The sequence below is a fragment of the Duncaniella sp. B8 genome (genome assembly GCF_005304985.1).
In the GTDB taxonomy this organism is placed as follows: Bacteria; Bacteroidota; Bacteroidia; order Bacteroidales; family Muribaculaceae; genus Duncaniella; species Duncaniella muris.
The window spans coordinates 3,165,045-3,183,282 of sequence record NZ_CP040121.1 but is presented as its reverse complement, the minus strand read 5'-3'; the positions used below and the strand labels follow the sequence as shown (position 1 = coordinate 3,183,282).

At 46.3% G+C, this 18,238-nt stretch carries 12 protein-coding genes and 1 other RNA gene; 3 read left to right on the top strand and 10 right to left on the bottom strand.

Annotated features, from left to right (window positions below):
• Positions 1 to 11: 11 nt before the first annotated feature.
• The gene (locus FDZ78_RS13655; RefSeq protein ID WP_136408777.1) at positions 12 to 413 is read left to right on the top strand and encodes a VanZ family protein; all 402 of its coding nucleotides are present in this window, start codon (positions 12 to 14) and stop codon (positions 411 to 413) included.
• Here the strand turns inward: FDZ78_RS13655 and priA are convergent.
• Positions 375 to 2,843, bottom strand: a complete 2,469-nt coding sequence (gene priA, locus FDZ78_RS13650) for a primosomal protein N' (RefSeq protein ID WP_136408776.1) — start codon at positions 2,841 to 2,843, stop codon at positions 375 to 377. The genes FDZ78_RS13655 and priA overlap by 39 nt on opposite strands.
• Before the next feature lie 87 nt (positions 2,844 to 2,930).
• On the opposite strand from priA, the gene rnpB reads away from it, so the two are divergent.
• Positions 2,931 to 3,402, top strand: an RNA gene (gene rnpB, locus FDZ78_RS13645) — RNase P RNA component class A.
• Between the two features lie 148 nt (positions 3,403 to 3,550).
• On the opposite strand, the gene FDZ78_RS13640 is transcribed toward rnpB, so the two are convergent.
• The 5 genes from FDZ78_RS13640 to FDZ78_RS13620 all read right to left on the bottom strand — a co-directional run bounded on the left by FDZ78_RS13640 (position 3,551) and on the right by FDZ78_RS13620 (position 9,536).
• A complete protein-coding gene (locus tag FDZ78_RS13640; protein ID WP_124075833.1) occupies positions 3,551 to 4,531 on the bottom strand; it encodes a YqiA/YcfP family alpha/beta fold hydrolase in 981 nt (326 codons plus the stop codon).
• Positions 4,486 to 5,598: a reverse transcriptase family protein gene (locus FDZ78_RS13635; protein ID WP_160632102.1), complete on the bottom strand. Its 1,113-nt coding sequence runs from the start codon at positions 5,596 to 5,598 to the stop codon at positions 4,486 to 4,488. Before FDZ78_RS13635 ends, FDZ78_RS13640 begins: the two co-directional genes overlap by 46 nt.
• 288 nt (positions 5,599 to 5,886) lie before the next feature.
• Positions 5,887 to 6,810: a YafY family protein gene (locus tag FDZ78_RS13630; RefSeq protein ID WP_124075831.1), complete on the bottom strand. Its 924-nt coding sequence runs from the start codon at positions 6,808 to 6,810 to the stop codon at positions 5,887 to 5,889.
• Positions 6,810 to 7,631 carry a hypothetical protein gene (locus FDZ78_RS13625; protein WP_124075830.1) on the bottom strand — a complete coding sequence of 274 codons (822 nt, stop codon included), beginning with the start codon at positions 7,629 to 7,631 and terminating at the stop codon, positions 6,810 to 6,812. The genes FDZ78_RS13630 and FDZ78_RS13625 overlap by 1 nt, the downstream gene beginning before the upstream one ends.
• A 681-nt stretch (positions 7,632 to 8,312) precedes the next feature.
• Positions 8,313 to 9,536: an IS4 family transposase gene (locus FDZ78_RS13620; RefSeq protein ID WP_124076696.1), complete on the bottom strand. Its 1,224-nt coding sequence runs from the start codon at positions 9,534 to 9,536 to the stop codon at positions 8,313 to 8,315.
• A gap of 141 nt (positions 9,537 to 9,677) precedes the next feature.
• Here FDZ78_RS13620 and FDZ78_RS13615 point away from each other — a divergent pair, with 141 nt between their 5' ends.
• On the top strand, positions 9,678 to 10,814 hold the full coding sequence (locus FDZ78_RS13615; protein ID WP_136408775.1) for an ISAs1 family transposase: 1,137 nt from the start codon (positions 9,678 to 9,680) through the stop codon (positions 10,812 to 10,814).
• A 293-nt stretch (positions 10,815 to 11,107) separates the two neighbouring features.
• On the opposite strand, the gene FDZ78_RS13610 is transcribed toward FDZ78_RS13615, so the two are convergent.
• From FDZ78_RS13610 to FDZ78_RS13595, 4 genes are all read right to left on the bottom strand, one after another.
• The gene (locus FDZ78_RS13610; RefSeq protein WP_124075972.1) at positions 11,108 to 12,706 is read right to left on the bottom strand and encodes a rhamnogalacturonan acetylesterase; all 1,599 of its coding nucleotides are present in this window, start codon (positions 12,704 to 12,706) and stop codon (positions 11,108 to 11,110) included.
• 117 nt (positions 12,707 to 12,823) lie between these two features.
• A complete protein-coding gene (locus tag FDZ78_RS13605; protein WP_136408774.1) occupies positions 12,824 to 14,002 on the bottom strand; it encodes a TolC family protein in 1,179 nt (392 codons plus the stop codon).
• A 27-nt stretch (positions 14,003 to 14,029) separates the two neighbouring features.
• Entirely contained in the window at positions 14,030 to 17,113 is a 3,084-nt protein-coding gene (locus FDZ78_RS13600) for an efflux RND transporter permease subunit (protein WP_124075962.1), read from the bottom strand.
• A gap of 21 nt (positions 17,114 to 17,134) precedes the next feature.
• On the bottom strand, positions 17,135 to 18,130 hold the full coding sequence (locus tag FDZ78_RS13595; RefSeq protein WP_161553537.1) for an efflux RND transporter periplasmic adaptor subunit: 996 nt from the start codon (positions 18,128 to 18,130) through the stop codon (positions 17,135 to 17,137).
• Positions 18,131 to 18,238: the final 108 nt, after the last annotated feature.

Below are 18,238 nucleotides of genomic sequence, written 5' to 3'. Positions count from 1 at the left end.
ACACCCTATAAATGAAAGCATTACAATTCATACCGTCCTACCAGCTCACGCTGGCTGTGGCGGTTATAATCCTGTATCTTACCCTCCTTCCCAAGCCTTTTGGGGAGGAGGAACTTCCTTTATTTCCAGGGGCTGACAAGCTTGCCCACTGCTGCATGTTCGGAGGACTGGCGCTTACCTTTATATTCGAACGCCATGTTGCCGGCAAGCGACTCTCCATTGGTCAGGCTTTGGTTGCAAGCCTTGCAGTGACGCTGTTCGGCATCGCTGTGGAATTCATTCAGAATGCAATGGGACTCGGCCGCAGCGGAGACTGGGCTGACGGACTTGCCGATGCCATCGGAGCATTCGCGGCTGTCCCGCTATGCTATGCCTTACATTGGATCAACGTCGTAGTAAAGCACCGCACCTGAAAGCTGACGGCTGTTGGTCATCTCTATCCTTATATCATTCAGCAGGCTCTTGACTTTTGAAATCGAGGCCTGAGTCTCGATTTTAAGCATTATACGTCTTATGTATAAAGTCTGAATTCTTGCCACATATGGCTCGTCGGGACCACTGACTCTATTCCCAAGCAACACACGCAGGCGCGAAGCAAATTCAAATGCGATAGCCGACACTGCCGCCGGGTCCTTGTGTTTTATATATACATATATTATTCTTACAAAAGGCGGATAATTATATTGCTGGCGTTCCTGAATTTCCCGCTGATAGTAACCTTCATAATCATGACGGACAAGAAAGTCAAACAAAGGATGAGAAGGATTATATGTCTGAACCGCCACCACTCCATTGTCACTTTTCCTACCGGCTCGTCCGGCCACCTGCTCGATCATATTGAACGCGCGCTCCGATGCACGGAAATCCGGAAAATTCACTATACTGTCGGCATTTATGACTCCTACCACGCTCACTCGTCCGAAGTCAAGACCTTTGGTCACCATCTGGGTTCCGACCAATATCTGAGACTTCCCTTTTGAGAAATTGTCAATTATCGTTTCATATCCGTCCTTACTGCGCGTGGTATCGAGATCCATGCGGGCGATCGAGGCTGTCGGAAACAAGGAGTCGATTTCCTCTTCAACACGTTCGCTTCCATAACCGAGAACTTCTATGCCCGGTTCCTTGCATGCCGGGCAGACTTCGGGCACACCGTAGGGGGTACCGCAATAATGACATATCAGTTTGTCGGAATGCCTGTGATATGTCAGCGAGACATCACAATTTTCACATTTCGGCACATAACCGCAAAGTTTGCAGCGTGCTATCGGTGCATAGCCTCTGCGGTTGATAAAAAGTATCGACTGCTCGCCCCTCTGAAGAGATTCGTTGACAAGTCTCCTGGTGAGAAGAGAGAAAGTGCCTTCAACCTCTCCCCTCTTTCTCGCTGCCGCCATGTCGACTATCTCAACATGAGGAAGCCGGAGACCTTCATAGCGTTCAGTAAGTTCAACCAGCCCGAAGCGTCCTGTCAGAGCTTTGTAATATGTATCGACTGCCGGAGTGGCACTTCCGAGAAGAGTTTTTGCACCATGCATTGAAGCCAGCACGATAGCCGCATCGCGTCCATTGTATCTCGGAGCCGGGTCCTGCTGCTTGTAAGCGCTTTCATGCTCCTCATCAACTATCACAAGCCCCAATGACGCAAACGGCAGAAACACGGCAGAACGGGCCCCAATAACCACGCAGGGGTCTGAAGAGGCGAGTAGCTTTTTCCAGATATCGACACGGTCATTATCCGAGAATTTCGAATGGTAGATCACCACCTTGTCGCCGAACACCCTCTGCAGTCTACGGGTCAACTGGGTTGTCAGCGCTATTTCAGGCACAAGATATAGAGCCTGCCGCCCCTGCCGCAGAACATAGTCAATCAGATGAATATAGATTTCAGTCTTTCCGCTTGAAGTGACTCCGCGGAGAAGGGTGATATCCTTTTCAAACCATGATTTATGAATACTGTCGAGAGCCGAGGCCTGAGCTTCGCTCAGTACAGGCAACTCACCTGTGACAAGTCCTGAATATGAAAACCGGCTGATCTCTTTTTTATAAATATCTACAATCCCTTTCTTTGCCATCGCCGCGATCACAGTAGTCGTTACTCCTGACCGCTCCATCAGTTCCGTGCGTGTCACCTCCTGAAGTTCCGAATCCTGGCGCATGAAAGCCGAAATCTCAATCAGGGCCAGAAGGGCTTTTTCCTGCATGCTGCCAGACCTGACAGAATCAAAAGCCTTGTGCAAACCATCGGAATCACCTTTATCAACCGTCAGTCTTACATAAGTTTCCTTACGAGAACGATAACGCTCTACAAGATTTTCTGAAATCTGCACCGCTCCCTTTTCAAGAAGTGAATTTATTATCGGGCCTATGTTTGCAAATCCGGTCTTCTTGCCGATCAGATCAAGAGGCTGCTTCTTCTCACAGCCCAGAATATAGTTCATCACAACCATTTCCCTTTGCGAGAGTCTCTCATAAGGCTTTTCTTCATAATCCGGATCGGCAGACACGAAAGTCTCACTCTCTATTTTCAATCCCGCCGGCATGGCTGCTCTCATCACTTCTCCCGGAGTACAGAGATAATAGTCTGCCATCCAGTTCCAAAATTTAAGCTGCGGATGTTTGACCACGGCCCATTCATCTAAGATCAAAGCGATGTCTTTTACCTCATACCCCTGAGGAGCCACCTGTGTCTGAGAGGCAATAATACCTGTGTAAAACTTCTTTCTTCCGAACGGAACAATTACCCTATAACCGATTCTGACGGAATCAGCCAAGGCCTCAGGCACACTGTAGGTGAACGTTCCGCTTATAGGAACTGGCAGAAGAACTTCAACAAAAGTCATGGTGGCGATATGGTTTTATCTGTAAAAATACTATAAATTACCGTCACAGGCAAAGATTTCCTGAAATTTATTCGTAACTTTGCAGTGGTAGCAGGACGCTTGTGTCGCTTGCCGATGGAGGTGAGCTCCGGAGCGGCAAGAGGAAAGTCCGGGCAACACAGAGCACCATACTCTCTAACAGTGAGCTGTCGGTGACGGCAGAGTAACGTGACAGAAAATAACAGCCTGCCGACAATTCCGTCCCGCAAGGGTCTGGATGGCAGGCAATGGTGAAAAGGTGGGGTAAGAGCCCACCGGGTGTCATGGCAACATGGCATGCCGCACGTCTTATGGGTTGCAAGGCCATGTATACCGGCGCGTGACAGAACAACTTTCGCAATAGCGAAGTGTCACAATGGGCTGCTCGTCCATAGCCGGGGGGTAGGCTGCTGGAGTGCCGAAGCAAAGCGAGGCACCGATTAGATAAATGACACGGGCGCCGCGGCAACCTTCCGGATCTTCGGGTCCAAGTGTAGAAGTCCCGCGGTGACATAACCCGGCTTATAGTCCTGCTACCTTTTTTTAGATTTATCAAAAACCGCATATGCCAAGAAGCAAATTCTGCCGGTCAGTACCTCAACGGACATACCGGCAGAATTTTTCATATAAGTGTGTGTTTTAATGCATCAGAATTATGTTTTCTGTATCAGCCCCCGAAATCGCGATGATTACCGATTAGTTCTGTGGACAAGAATATTGTCGTTGATAATAAATTTACCGTCAATGACTTGAACGCCGTTATCTCCATAGATCTCTACCGAGGGGTTCTGACAGTAACGATTGCCATAGACAAGTTGTACGGAATCTTCATTCACTCCTTCAGGAAGAACGGGGAAATGCAAGTCTACTACGCGGCCATCAAGCAGCTTCGTACCCTGATACTCACGCACTATTTCTTCGTACCACTTGCGACCAAAACCCTTCTTGTATATTTTGAAGGCATTCTCATTGTTGTTCATGTCGCCGATGTAGCCAATATCGCCGGGAGTTATATCCTCAAATGATAAAAAAATCCTTTTTGAAGTGTAATCCGGCTCTTTCATCCAGTTGATAACCGGAAGCAGGGTGTTTTTAATCACTTCTTCAGTAAGACGATGACCACCCTTGAATGACGACCAGTAAAAATAGCCATCGCAGCACTCTTCCTGACAGTTGCAAACATCATCTTTATCGCCAAAGAGTCCGATTACAGACTCCGGAGTCACATCGCCGACATAAAACAGGTTTGCCTCCATTTCTTCAAATTGATCGATTAGTGTTTCTGTAACTTCAAAGGATTCACATCCGCCTTCTCTTTCTGAAAAGAATCGTAGTCTCTCACCATTGTTTTCTTTCAGAAGGTCTGAGACGTGAAATGCGGGATTGACAAGGATTCGGCGATAGCCTTTCATCTGAGAAGCATACATTGCACCCATTGAGGTGCCGATTACAATTGTATCATCGGGGCGATACTCTCCTGCAAGACTCAATAACAATTGAAGAGTCTCTATTGGACTGACTGGAATGTCAGGAGTTACAACGTTGTCCTCCGGTAGTAACTCCCTCAACTTTTTTGCTGTGTTGGACTGTCCCGATGAGGAAAGCCCATGAAGATAAATGATGTTCATATTGCATTCTGTATTTGGTTTGAATATTGCTTTTCTTTCCATTGAAGATGGCTGAATCTGCTTTTGAACTTACGATATGTTGGGTCATCTTTGCCCTTGATCATTTCAAGATAGTTAATTTTACCATCTATTACATTGACAAGATTCTTTTCCATACCCTTGCAGAAATCCCTTGTAAAGATGATTTGTGCTTGTGCATAGCCATATTTCTCCCACAAGTGCAGAAGTACTCGCAGTTGTTTTATGTAAGAGCGCGGGACGTTGATTTTATCGCTTACAACGACTCCGGTAACTTCTCTACGTGTGCCGGGTACAAATGTCTTTGTTTTCTTCTCGTTCACTTTAAGTCCGTACTTCGCAATAATGTTATAAAGTCTTGATTGCCAGAAGGGACTCATTCTGCGAATTGATTTGCTATGACTGAATGTTATATCATCGGCATAGCGCGAATATTTACATTCCATTCTTTCAGCAAGCTTTGACATATCTTTGTCAAGGCTTTTGAGAACTATATTGGATAGAACCGGCGATGTTGGAGCACCCTGTGGTAGTACTTCGACACCCTCACTATCCGAAACTGTACATAGTCTGCAAATAATATTGATTACATCATTGCTTTGCAATCTGTCACCAAGCTCCCGATGCAGAGCCTGGCGCACCATAAGTTTGGTGATGCTCGGAAAGAAATTTTCAAGGTCCATATTAAATATGCAGGTTTGACCCACGTGTATCAAGGCGTTTTCCTTGACACTTCTATTTAATACGAAGCCGGTGGCGTGTTCATCGGGGACGAATATGGCTTGCAGAAGTATGTTGATTGCTGACTGGATAGCCTTCAAGGGTTTGACCGGAGCACTGATTTTCCTATATCCGCCTGATTTCTTAGGTATTGTAAAATCGACATATGCGGATTGTCTTGCTTTGACGGATGCAAATCGCATTATCTGTCTGCCGGACTTGGGTTCGGTCAGACTCCAGCCATCGATCAACGGCGCTATGAAATTCAACACATCAAACAGCTCCTTCGGATTGCCAATGGTTATGTCTTTTAGATATTTTACAATTTGGTCTCGCATAATTTTGTCGATTTGCGAGAGTAAAGAAAACATCGGTCTTACTTTCGTGTGCGCCGGATGGTCGAGGCTTCGGCAATGTGCGCTGTGAACGAGGGAGTGCATTTAACATCACCGAGAGCGAAGCAAAGGTGATGGAACATGCACGACCGAAGTGAACAGCGTGCAGGGTCGATGCCGAGTAACAAACGTTGGGGTGCGCTCCGATAATTCGGAACGAAGTCTGCCGGATTCAGCAGACAGATGGCAAAGGTCTGACCGATGTTTTCAATGTTCTCTTGTTTTATGACACAAAGCTACAACCGGTGTGGGAAAGATAACTTCTCACTTATAAAAATTGCTCGATTTTTGCAGTATTTTTGCAATATGTTCTCGCAGATTAAGCGGACGGAGGACTTCGAGCTGTTCACAGTGAAGCAATATCTCCTGCACGAAATCAAAAGCCGGGATCAGGTAATAACAGAAATCTGTATAATTCTTCCCTCTGAATGCGATTTCCTGACTGTGGTGCAACGGTTGTGTTTCAAGGTAGCGCGGAAGTTCATCATGCGCACGAAGCACTACACGACATGGCGCGGAAGTATAACCATCAGTTGAAACGCCGAAGTAATTCGAGAAATAATCATCAGGCGAAAATTCCTCCGGATAGTCAAACCGGTTATCAGTCAATTTGCAGGCGTTCATCCTGTCAAGGGCATAAAGCCTTAAATCGCCATTCCCCACCTTCCTGCTCAAAAGATACCAACGGCGTTTGAACATCTTAAGCGCCAAAGGCTCAACCGAAATTGATTTATATGACCGGGAACTTATATGGAAACCCTGATAATCAATTTCAATAATGAGGTTTGATTTCAGAGCCTCTACTATCACATTGAGATGAATCGCTCCTTTGTCAGCCGGCTCAAGTAGTATCTTGTCCGAAAGATTACGTGATTGCGTGATTATGTTCTCTGTTGCTATCGTGCTCAAAAGCCAGTCAATTGTTTGATTGTGATTGAGAGAATCATCATCTATTTTATAGCGACTATACGGGCCTGCTTTGATGGTCTCTATATCAATGCCGAACTGTTCTCCGATAGCTCTGCGATGATTATAGAATGTCCGCCGGTCAATCTCCGCTTCTCCACAATCCCTATAGAGCCCGGAATCAGACCATTGGTCGTTAATCTCGGCGAGTGTCAACCCTTCGGGAAATTTCCGAAGGGTTTCAACAAGCCATAGATATCGTTTTAGAAGTAGAGCGACCATTATTCTTCAGGCATGAGATTGATGTTGTGTTCTTTGGCAAAATCAACAACTCGTTTTGCAATCTGATCAAGATAACGGCCAGAGATTGAAGATGAAAATTGCGGAGTGTGAATCAGAAGCATCGGATTGGACACTTCATTTCGGACACTTACATTCATCCACTTATAGAGTCCGGTTTCTTCATTTCCAAGGAACTCAACGTTGAAGATATCGCCAAAGTATTCGTCTCCGTAAGTCTCTCGCGGGAAGTGCCCTACTGCAGCGATCACTATGGGGAAGTTGCGAAAGAAGTCGCTTGAGAGGATAGATACGCGTTCAACAACTGATTGTTTACCGTCAACAGACTCAGTGTGACTTTTATAGGCGGCATCACTCATGTCTGTGTGGAAAGACAGACGATGAAAATCAAGATGATCTTCTTTTGTCATCGTTTTTCTGTCTTTTAAATACAGCTCAAATATTTTATTGATGAGTTTCTGATAGTTGTACCACGTTCTTGCCGTTCCTTCGGTCCCTTTCAGATTACCAGCTTCCTCTGAACCGCTTCTAACCTGAAATTTTTGATTAGCCCAGGGATGCAAGAGGGAGCCAAATTCAATTATCGAGGAGTCAACTGATTCATAACCGATGCCATTGGAGACAATATTACGCCACTGTCCGGCATTACCGGCAATTTCATTTTTATATTGCTCGATATTTGCTTCACGATCAATTGCCGGCTCCTGGCCGAGAAAAAGAATTTTAGCATTTGGGTTACCATGCCCAATATATCCGTCGAGCATATAATTCACTAAAGCTTTGAATTCATCTGAGTATTTCATCTGTTAGATTTTTTAGGTTGTCGTTCATTAACGCATTTAGACACTGCGTCCGCTTTAGCAAACGAAAAGGGCGCGGACATTCCTTTTTCATTTTGATTAGTCAGGCTTTGGTAAACCTTGAAGCTCAAATAATGGAAAAGGCAGACCGTGCCCCTATGACGGGACAAGCAGCCTACACGATTCATTATTCGGCGCTTCGTTAAATGTACCAGATTTGACTAAGCCGGATAACTTACGGGTAAGTTGTTTGCAATAAATATCATCCTCTGATGTGTAGTGCAAATTTAGTTAAATTTTTCTCACTTCCACAACTTTAGAAATATTTTTTGCACGGAGCTACACGGCTCTTTCATTTAAGATTTCGTCTCATTCTCGACAAATGTGTTATTTTATAGCGAGAGCAGTACGGGTGGAGAGGCTTTAACCTCTGATTTTCAAGAAAATAAGTGCAATGAAAATTTGGCCAAGTGGCAGATTTTTAGTAACTTTATAGGTGATAATCAAAGAGTTACGCCAAAAAAATGAAGCCACTTGACCAAGTCTGTTCGACTGACGCCTATGCGCCTGATCATACCGCAAAAGTACACAATAAATTATTACTGTCCGCTAAACCATAAAAGGGTGAGTCCAACTTCTTGAACAGCAGAAGTTGGGCTTACTTTTTGTATTTGACAAGCCCCCTCAGCAGTTTTCGGGATCTTCAGGAGGGGATTCCGAGGCCTCTGCGAGCATGATTTTCAAGTCAGCGTCGGGCTGATTTAGGAACTTTTCGAGATTCAGATAATACATCAGTACAATTCTGACGATTGTAGCCAGTCCAGAAAAGCTCCAACGCCTTTGCAAGGTGCTTTGTAAGACCGAGAGCAACAGATTAGCTATGAGCGTTACCCAAATCTGTATTTTTATGGCATTGGCACTTTCGCCATAGAAGTATCGCAAAGGGAAGTTCTGCTTTATCTGCTTGAAAAGCGACTCAATCTGCCATCGGCGACGGTAGATGGCCACGATTGTCTCCAGAGGCATGTCGAAGTCATTGGTGAGAAGCGATATAAGTTTTGGCTTCTTGCCTTTCTTAATGTCAACGTATGTGATTATTCTTGCAATGTGGTTGATGCCGTCTTTACGGAACACTACGACCTGTTCACGGTACTCCATCAGTCCCTGTGGATTCTGGTGCATACAGTCCACAAGTATTTCATAACTGAGGTTTTTCTTCATTTTGGTTACATATACCACCCCTCGATCCGTCAGTTCCTCGAATTTGGCATAGTTGATATATGCACGGTCAAGTGCTACTATCTCGTTGTGGCTGTAATGGCTCGGTGCAAGCATGAAGGAGTCATTGGTCGCTGCCGAAGTGAACTGCACGTCGCAGTGAACGCCCTCATTGGCATGTATGACCGAGTGTACCTTGATGCCGCCTTTCTTCTTTCCCGTCTTCGGATGACGGCCAACACCCTTGAAAATAGCATTGGAGAACAACGTGATTGTAGTGGAATCGATGATTCTAAGCCGTCTTATCCACTCTTCCGTGCCATTGCGTCGGCTGTCCGAGGAAAGAATGTCTTTATTGGCTGCATACAAGTCGCGGTATACATCTTCAAAGAACTTCTCTGAACGTCTGGCATTTGCATCCGACAAGGTGCTCCGCCTGGGCACAGTGTCAATGCCTACATGATGGAGTTTGCGTACCTCGGCTGTCATAGAAGTCTCTATCTCACGCAATGAATCGAAGCGCTGTATGACAGCATATAGCATCGTAAGCAAATGCGTATAGCCGTCAAAGCTCTTGACATACTTCTCTCCGCCGTGTTTTCGGCTGATTTCAACTATTTTTTCACGATCAAGTGATTTTATCAGCTGACCATATGTCGGCTGTCCGAAGAAATTACTACTTTTACTCATGGTTATTTAAGATAGTTTGGCGACATCAAAATAACCATTTAGGGCTGACTCCTGCAATAGGTGCCAGCCCTAATTTTTCAATCGCTCAAAAAAAGTTTAGCGGACAGTAATAACAATAAATTTGACACAAGGCGCAGTATCATGGAAGAACTTCGAGCGTTTGCCTCATCCGTGCCGGATTTCCGTAGATTGGACAAAGGCAATTTCCGTCACAGCCTCAACGATATCATCATGCTGATGATACTCGGACGTATGGCCGGATGCATCGGACGAGCCGAGATATTGGAGTTCGGCAGATACAACCTCAACAAATTACACAAAATGGGCCTGTTAAGGAACGGCGTACCATCTGAGGCCACGCTTTGCCGTGTGGAGAACGGCATCAACGATATGGATATGGCCGACAGGATGCAGCAGTTCGCAGACATATTCCTTGAAAGACTTACTTGCGCCAGCCGCATCATTGAAATAATCTGCATTGACGGCAAAGCCGAGCGCGGCACCGTTCAGGAAAACGGGCGAAGCCCGGATATCGTCTCTGCCTATTCGTTCAGCACCGGCATAACAATCGCCACCGAAGCCTGTCAGGAAAAGAGCAACGAGATAAAGGCCATACCGATACTTCTTGATAAAATAGATGTCGCAGGAAAGATTGTCACAGCCGACGCAATGTCTATGCAGAAGGATATTGTCGAGAAAATCAGAAAGAAAGGCGGAGACTTTCTGATAGAACTCAAAGCCAACCAGCCGTCATTGCGATACGGCATTGAGGACAGGCTAGTGGAACACACACCGGTATATTCTTACACCGAAGGTCCCGAACTGGCCCACGGCAGGATAGAGACGAGAACCTACCGCGTATATGACGGACTGGACATTATCGCAGACAAGAAGAAATGGGGCGGAAACATGACCATCATAGAGTATGAATCGTCCACAGTCAAAAAGTCAACAGGAGTACACACCTCAGAAAAACGCCTGTACGTCAGCAGTATGCCTACGCATACTCCGAAGCCAGGAATCTTCGTGCGCAACCATTGGTCAATAGAAAGTATGCACTGGGGGCTGGACTACAATCTTCAGCAGGACAATATAAAACGCAAGTCAACAAGAGCCGCCAGAAACCTCGATACCATACAAAGAATAGTTTACTCGGTGTTCTCAATATGGAAAGGACTTCGCAAGAAACAATCAGATAAGAATAAAGGCATAGCCGAACTGATCAGACATATCTCGATGAGCTTTACCAGACTGATTCGATTTTTAAGTCAAAAGTGAAAAAAATAAGATTTTGATACCAGAATAACTCTTTGATATACAGACATGGAAAAATTACCCGATTCTCAATGAACCGGGTAAGGGAAGATATGCTATTTATTTTAGGTTAAATGAAAGAGCCGTGACGGAGCTACCTGTTTCCACCGCAAAATTAGCCGCCGTATGGGAAATACAGTTTCCCGCATTCGATATTTGTTCAAATATTTCTGACCTCAAAACAAAACAAAGCCAGGCTTCTTGAATCGCAGAAGCCTGGCTTTGTTATGTGGTTTTACGAACTGTGATCTAGAATTTTATTTCGCTTCCAAAAGTCTGTTGACGATCTCGGCAACCTCACGGGCATTAAGCCTGGCACCTTCAAGCGAAAAATGAGAATGGTCGTTTTTATAACAACGGTTCACCGTCAGGAGTCCTTCATGGTCTGCCATATGCTGCAACTTGCGGCCGATCAGTCCATTCAGATCAATGAACGGAACATTCTGCTGCCCGGCTACCTCGGCAGTCCATGCGCCAAATGATGCTGAATTGTTTTCAATCAGACCGTTGTCAAATTTATTGCGCGGAGTGTGACTGATCACAACCGGAACAGCACCCTTCTCCTTCGCATCCATTATGAACTTGCGAAGATACCATCCATAGGTATAGACAACCTTGTACTGGCCGTTACTTTTCATCTTGAAGACTTTGCTTTCCGCCCCCGTGCCGGGCAATTCGGCCCTCTCCTTTCCGCTATTGATCGGTCCGGCATCGTTATGGCCGAACTGGATGAGCACTATGTCTCCAGGCTGCAAGGCATTGTAGATTTTATCCCAGTGGCCTTCGTCAACGAACATTCGCGCACTTCGTCCGGCTACAGCATGATTCTCAACCGAGGCCACTGCCGGATCAATATAATCCTGAAGCACACTGCCCCAGCCCCACATCGAGTTTTCATCAGAATCTTCATTCTTGACTGTGCTGTCTCCGATAGTGAACACTACGGGACGGCCGGAAGTCCGGCTTTTGCCGGTGACAGTATCTGCCGCAACAGGCTTTAGGAAAGATGTCAGACGGCATTTTTTCAATCCTCTCAAGCCTTCAGCAGCAGATGCTGCATTGGTTCTTGCGCCGAATTCACTTGTGTGGATTCGGTCAATATAAAACATAGTCTTTACCTTCTCTTTGCCGAAACGCTCAAACTTGGCGGCTGAAATCTCATTAAGATCTATGAACGGGACCTTCATTTCTTTTGCAACCTGACGGGCCCAGAGACCGAATGTTTCGTTGACACGTTCAATGACCGTACTGTCGGCATCAGCCCATGCGTTGCGCGGTGTAAGCGAAAGCAATATCGGATTCGCGCCCTTCGCCTTTGTCTCGCGGATAAAACGACGCAGATATTCTCCGTAGGTATAGACAATACGCTGTTCTCCGGTTTCTTTAATGGTAACATGGAGTGTGTCTTTGCCGATTCCAGGAATCGAGGCTCTTGCCCGGCCACTGTCATAAGGGCCGTTGTCATTATGACCAAGTTCGATCATGACCCAGTCTCCTTTACGTACACCGGACAACACATCCTCCCAGAGACGTTCATAGAACGTGCGACTGCTTGTGCCTCCGAGTGCATGATTCTCGACTGTGATTTTCTCACTGTCAAAATAGTCCGGGAAGAAACGCCCCCATCCCCATTGGCCGTTATTCCCATTGCCCAGAGTGCCGGTTCGCATGGTGGAATTACCCACGAGGAAAAGCACCGGATTGTCACCTTTGCGCGATGATCCGGCAAGCGGACGGGCAAAACGAGCTTTATTCAGACTGTCAAGCGTGTTATCTACAACCTGATTCCGGTCTTCCATCGGTGCAGCTACAGCTTTGCGCTGGGCTGACATCAGTTGAGGTGCCATAAGAGCCATAGCTGCCAGACCTGCAACAAAGGATTTTCTGCAAATTTCGATATCCATCAAAAAAGATCAATTCAAAATATTAGAGGGCGTTCTATAACAACTGTTATTGAACACCCCTTTTACTTGTCAGTTATAGCGCTGAAGACGAGCCAACGCGCAATTGTAATTATACAGTGTCTCAAGAAAATCACGACGAGCGGCGAGGAAATAATTAAGTTCCTGCATATAGGTCAGAAAATTAATCTGTCCGCCATCAAAAGCCTTTTTCAAGAGTTCGAAATCGGAATTATCATTCATGATATCTTCATACTGATCGAGAAGCTCACGATACAGAAGAGCCTTTTCGTAGTCACCTGACATAGCAGCCGACAGGCGTATCAGTTCCATTTCCTGTTGCATTTCAGAGGCCCTGACCTGCAGACGGGAGGCTTTTACTTTTTTATTACCCGTAATGAACGGGAGGCTTACAGCAACAGAAAATCCGTTGAATCTGTCGCCCATCTCCCATTCATGACTATAACCGAGAGTAAAGCCAGGCAGCAACGATCGCTTTTCAACTTTAAGCAATGACTTCTGAACTTCAGCATCAGCTTTCATGGCCGCTATTGCCGGATCTTTTGCCCTGATATTTTCCACATCCGGACGAAGAGAAGCCAGATCCACCTCCGGATAAACATTCCCGACTGATGCTACCAGATCTTCAACGTCTTTGCCTCCGTTCATAGCTCGCAGAGAGGCAAGCATCGCAGCATATTCTCCACGCAATGTTTTCAATTCTCTTTCTGCTGCAATCTTTTCAATCACAGACTTATTATAGTCGAGTTTTGTCTCATTGCCCTCATCGACAGCCTTTCTGAACGTTTTCTGAAGAGAAGAAAGACCGTCACAGATCTTTTCTGTAGCGGCAATACGCTGCTTTGCATAAATTATATCTATCAGAAGCAAACGTACTTCCTGGCGCGCTTCAATCATTGCAGACTCCTGAAGATATTGCATAGCGGCCTGAGATTTACGTATAGCCTCACGTCTGGCAGTATATACCCCCGGCCAGTCAAACCCTTGAGAGATCGAAAAATTGCGTTTATCTCCGATTCCTTTTGCCCCCCATAGACTTTCAAATCCGATTTCAGGAGCGTCAAGGGTGTTTTCCGACTTCAATGATGCTATTGCCGCCTGATTTTCAGCATCGGCATATTTCAGAGCCATGTTATTTGACACCACTGTATTCAGAACCTTGTCAAAATCTGAAGCCGAAACAGAACACACTGTAAGAGCCAAGGCCATCAACGATATTGGAAATTTCATCTATATATCTTAATATCAAAGTTTAAACTACTTTTCTTTTTTGCGCTGTGAATAATAATATACTAACGGGACTACAAAGATATTAAGTATTGTTGAGGTTAGCAAACCGCCAAGGATCACAATGGCCAACGGTGACTGTATTTCATTGCCCGGCTTATCACCGTTCACAGCGAGAGGAATCAGCGCAAGAGCAGAACTCAGGGCAGTCATAAGAATCGGGTTCAGACGGTCGGAAGAGCCATGACGGATACGTTCCATCAAACCGGTTCCCTCCTGACGCAACTGGTCGTAGCGCGACATCAGCAGCATTCCGTTGCGGGTAGTGATTCCAAGCAGCGAGATAAAGCCTATTATAGCGGGAATATTTAGTTCACCAGTTGTCAGTCTCAATAGAAAAACTCCGCCTATTATGGCAAGTGGCATGTTCAGAAGTATGATCCATGACTGTGTAGCGCTATGAAACTGGCCGTAAAGCAACAAGAATATTATGACGAGTGCAATGATTGATACAATCGCAAGGGTTCCGGCGGCTTTGGCTTCATTTTCAAACTGGCCGCCATAGCTGATAAAATAGCCCTCAGGCAACCTTATTTCTTCATCGATCTCAGCCCGGATATCATCTACAACACCTTTCAGATCGCGGTCGGCGACATTGGCAGAGACCACAATCCTGCGGCTTACATTTTCCCGGTTAATAGTATTGGGACCGGTGGCCGAAACAATGTCAGCCACTTCACTCAACGGCACCTTGCCTTTGGGTGTATCAATGGCCAATACAGAGATATCTTCCATAGTAGATCTGCTTGACGGAGCCATTCTCAAAGTGAGATCATAGGGAAACCCGTTTTCATATACCTGCGACACTTTTTCTCCGGCAAGTGCGATATTGATAAAATCGGCGAATTCCGGCATGGTCACCCCATAATATGCAAGCATGTCACGTCTGGGGCGGATGTCAAGCTGAGGTCTCTCCACCTGTTGCTCGATATTCACATCGACAACCCCGTCAACAGAAGCAATATGATTTTTTATTTCATTACCTATATTATATAAGCGCTGAAGGTCATCGCCAAAAATTTTTATTGCAATCTGCGCTTCGGTACCCGAAAGCATAGCGTCAATGCGGTGAGATATCGGCTGTCCGATTTCCACGTTGACTCCGGGCAAATGGGATAGTTCATGGCGAAGATCAGCAAGAAGTTCCGCACGGCTCCGTCCGTGATCAAGTTTATAAGGTGCTTCAATTTCTGAGACATTCACACCGAGAGAGTGCTCGTCGAGTTCGGCACGCCCGGTCTTACGGGCAGTTAATGAAATTTCCGGCATAGAAAGTATGATTTTCTCCGCTTCCCGTCCGAGACGGTCACTCTCCTCAAGCGAAATTCCCGGAAGAGTGCTGACGTTTATAGTAAGCGACCCTTCATTGAATGGAGGCAGGAAACTACGGCCGAGAGAGAAAAAAATCCCAATAGCAACCAGCAACAACAGCCCGGTGGTTATGAAAATGGATTTCACATGGCCGAATGACCAGGCAAGAGCTTTGTCATAGCCAGAACGAAGCCACCGCGAAAACTTCGGTTCTCTGTCAAGAGCCTGCATGGCCTTTTTACTGCCAAGGAGGAATGAGCAAAGCACAGGGGTAACTGTCAGTGCCACTATTGTTGATGCTATCAAAGCTACAATAAATGAGATACCAAGCGGTTTGAGCATTCGGCCTTCCATACCGTCAAGGAAGAACAGCGGCAGGAAGCTGGCCATGATTATCAACGATGAATTGAAAATCGGCAGACGCACCTCTTTCGACGCTTCATAAATCACAGATATGACTGATTGTCCTTTTTTAAGGTTTTCTCTAAGCCGTTTGTAGACATTCTCTACATCGACAATCGCATCATCCACCAATGAGCCTATAGCGATGGCGATGCCGCCAAGACTCATTGTGTTGATCGTCATACCCAGCCAATGCAAGACAAGCACGGTAACAATAATGGACAATGGTAGAGCCACGAGCGATATGACAGTCGTGCGCAAGTTCATCAAGAAGAAGAACAGAACAACAATCACGAATATCGCTCCGATAAACAAAGCCTCCTGCAAGTTGCTGATAGAGGTAGATATGAACTCCGACTGACGGAAAATATCAGTGTTGACAACCACGTCAGACGGCATTGTTTTCTGCAACTGTCCCAGGCAGCCCTCGATTTCCTCTGTCAGGTTTATCGTACCTACTGCCGGTTGCTTTGTTACAGTAAGCAATACGGCCGGAGTGGCATTGACCGAGGCGGTGCCTAAACGAGGCTCCGCCGCACCTACTTTCATTTCAGCTATATCACAAAGCCTGACCGGCATACCGGCATCATTCGTAAGAATAACCGTATTGCCGATTTTATCAAGATCCGAAGTAGCGATATCTCCTTTTATTATATATTCATTGCCGTGCTGATAAATCACTCCGCCGGAAGCATTGCTGTTCATCTGTGTTACAACATCACGCACTGCTGTCAGAGTGACACCAAACTGCTGCATTGAGGCAGGATCAAGCAAAATCTGATATTCGCGAGCATCACCACCAATCACTGATACAGACGAAACGCCTGAAAGCGACAGCAGTCTCGGCCTGATGCGGCTGTCTGCTATAGTGCGCAGTTCTTCCGCAGATGTTATCGAATCAGCCGTCAGCCCGATGATCATGATCTCGCCAAGGATGGACGACTGCGGTCCAAGCGTCGGCTTTCCTACACCCGGAGGAAGTGCCCCTTCTATTTCAGAGAGCTTTTCCGCTACAATCTGACGGGCAAGATAGACATCAGTACCCCAGTCAAACTCGACCCATACAGACGAAAGTCCGGTAGCCGAAGCCGAACGGACCCGACGGACACCAGTGGCACCATTAACCGAAGTTTCCACCGGATAAGTGATCACCCGTTCGATTTCTTCCGGTGCCATGCCTGGGGCTTCAGTCATCACAACGACCGTAGGAGCATTCAGATCAGGAAATATGTCGACTTCAGTACGAAGCAGTACAATTGCTCCGTAGATGAGCAACAAAGCTGAAATCACAACAACCGCCAGACGGTTGTCAAGCGAAAATCTAATTATTCTGTTGAGCATAACCGAATAAAACCTGATTATTTAGTGAGAATGTGAATGACCTTCCGGAACAACAGTAGAGGTTTCTGCCAGCCTGACAAATGTCGAACCGTAAGTAACTACAGAGTCCCCGTCATTGACTCCTGACAGCACTTCAATTCTACGGCCGTCACTACGCCCCAGAGTCACAGGCTGTTTCTTATAGGCATGGTCATCAACCTTTACATATACAAAATTCTCGCCTTGCTGTTCCGACACCGCACCGACAGGCACTGCCAGAGTCTCAGCCTTGTCTGTTCCAATCAGATAGACTTCGGCAGGCATACCGGGAACAACATCTCCATTACTGTCAAACGAAAAATACACTGCAACATAGCCCGGTAAAGTAGTGCCTGTGGGCGATGATGACAGAATCGTGCAATTACGATCAGCCAATGACACCATCTCACCGCCTCGCGAAGGTCTGAAATTGGCTGTGGCAACTTTCGGGAGGAAGGCTGCCTCTGCGGAAGGAAGCAAAGCCCGCAATGTCAGACGGGAATTACGCCCTATCACGGCAATAGTCTGGCCTGCTTCCACATAAGCTCCGTCATTGACCGACAGTTCTGAAATCACGCCTGGAATACCGGCAACCGCACTTCCGCCAGCCGCAACCGGGCTGAAAGCACTTTTTGCCTCTTCATAGGCTCGTAAAGCCTCATTATAATCCTTCTTGGTTACTATGCCTTCTTTAAGAAGCGGTTCGAGCCTGTCGAGTTCACGTTTTGCAGCCTGAAAATTCGCTTTGGCAGCTTCATTAATATCTCCGCCACTGACATTTTTGGCCGAAACGGAAGCTATGAGCTCACCGGAACGCACACTCTTGCCAAGTTCAATGCCTCGTGCAAGCCTCACAATTCCTGATGTGGGAGCACTGACAACCGCTCTGTCAGACGATGCCGGAAGAATCTCGCCGACAGCTTTAACAACTTCGGCAAAAGGAGCTTTCTCAATCGCCTCTGATTTCACTCCAAACCGAAGGGCATCAGAAGGAGACATCACGATTTCGCCCGTATGGTCATGCTTGTGCTCATGATCCTCCGCCTCAGCAGAATGGCCATCAGAATGATTATGGCCTGAGCAAGAAACAAATACGGCTGTCGCAAA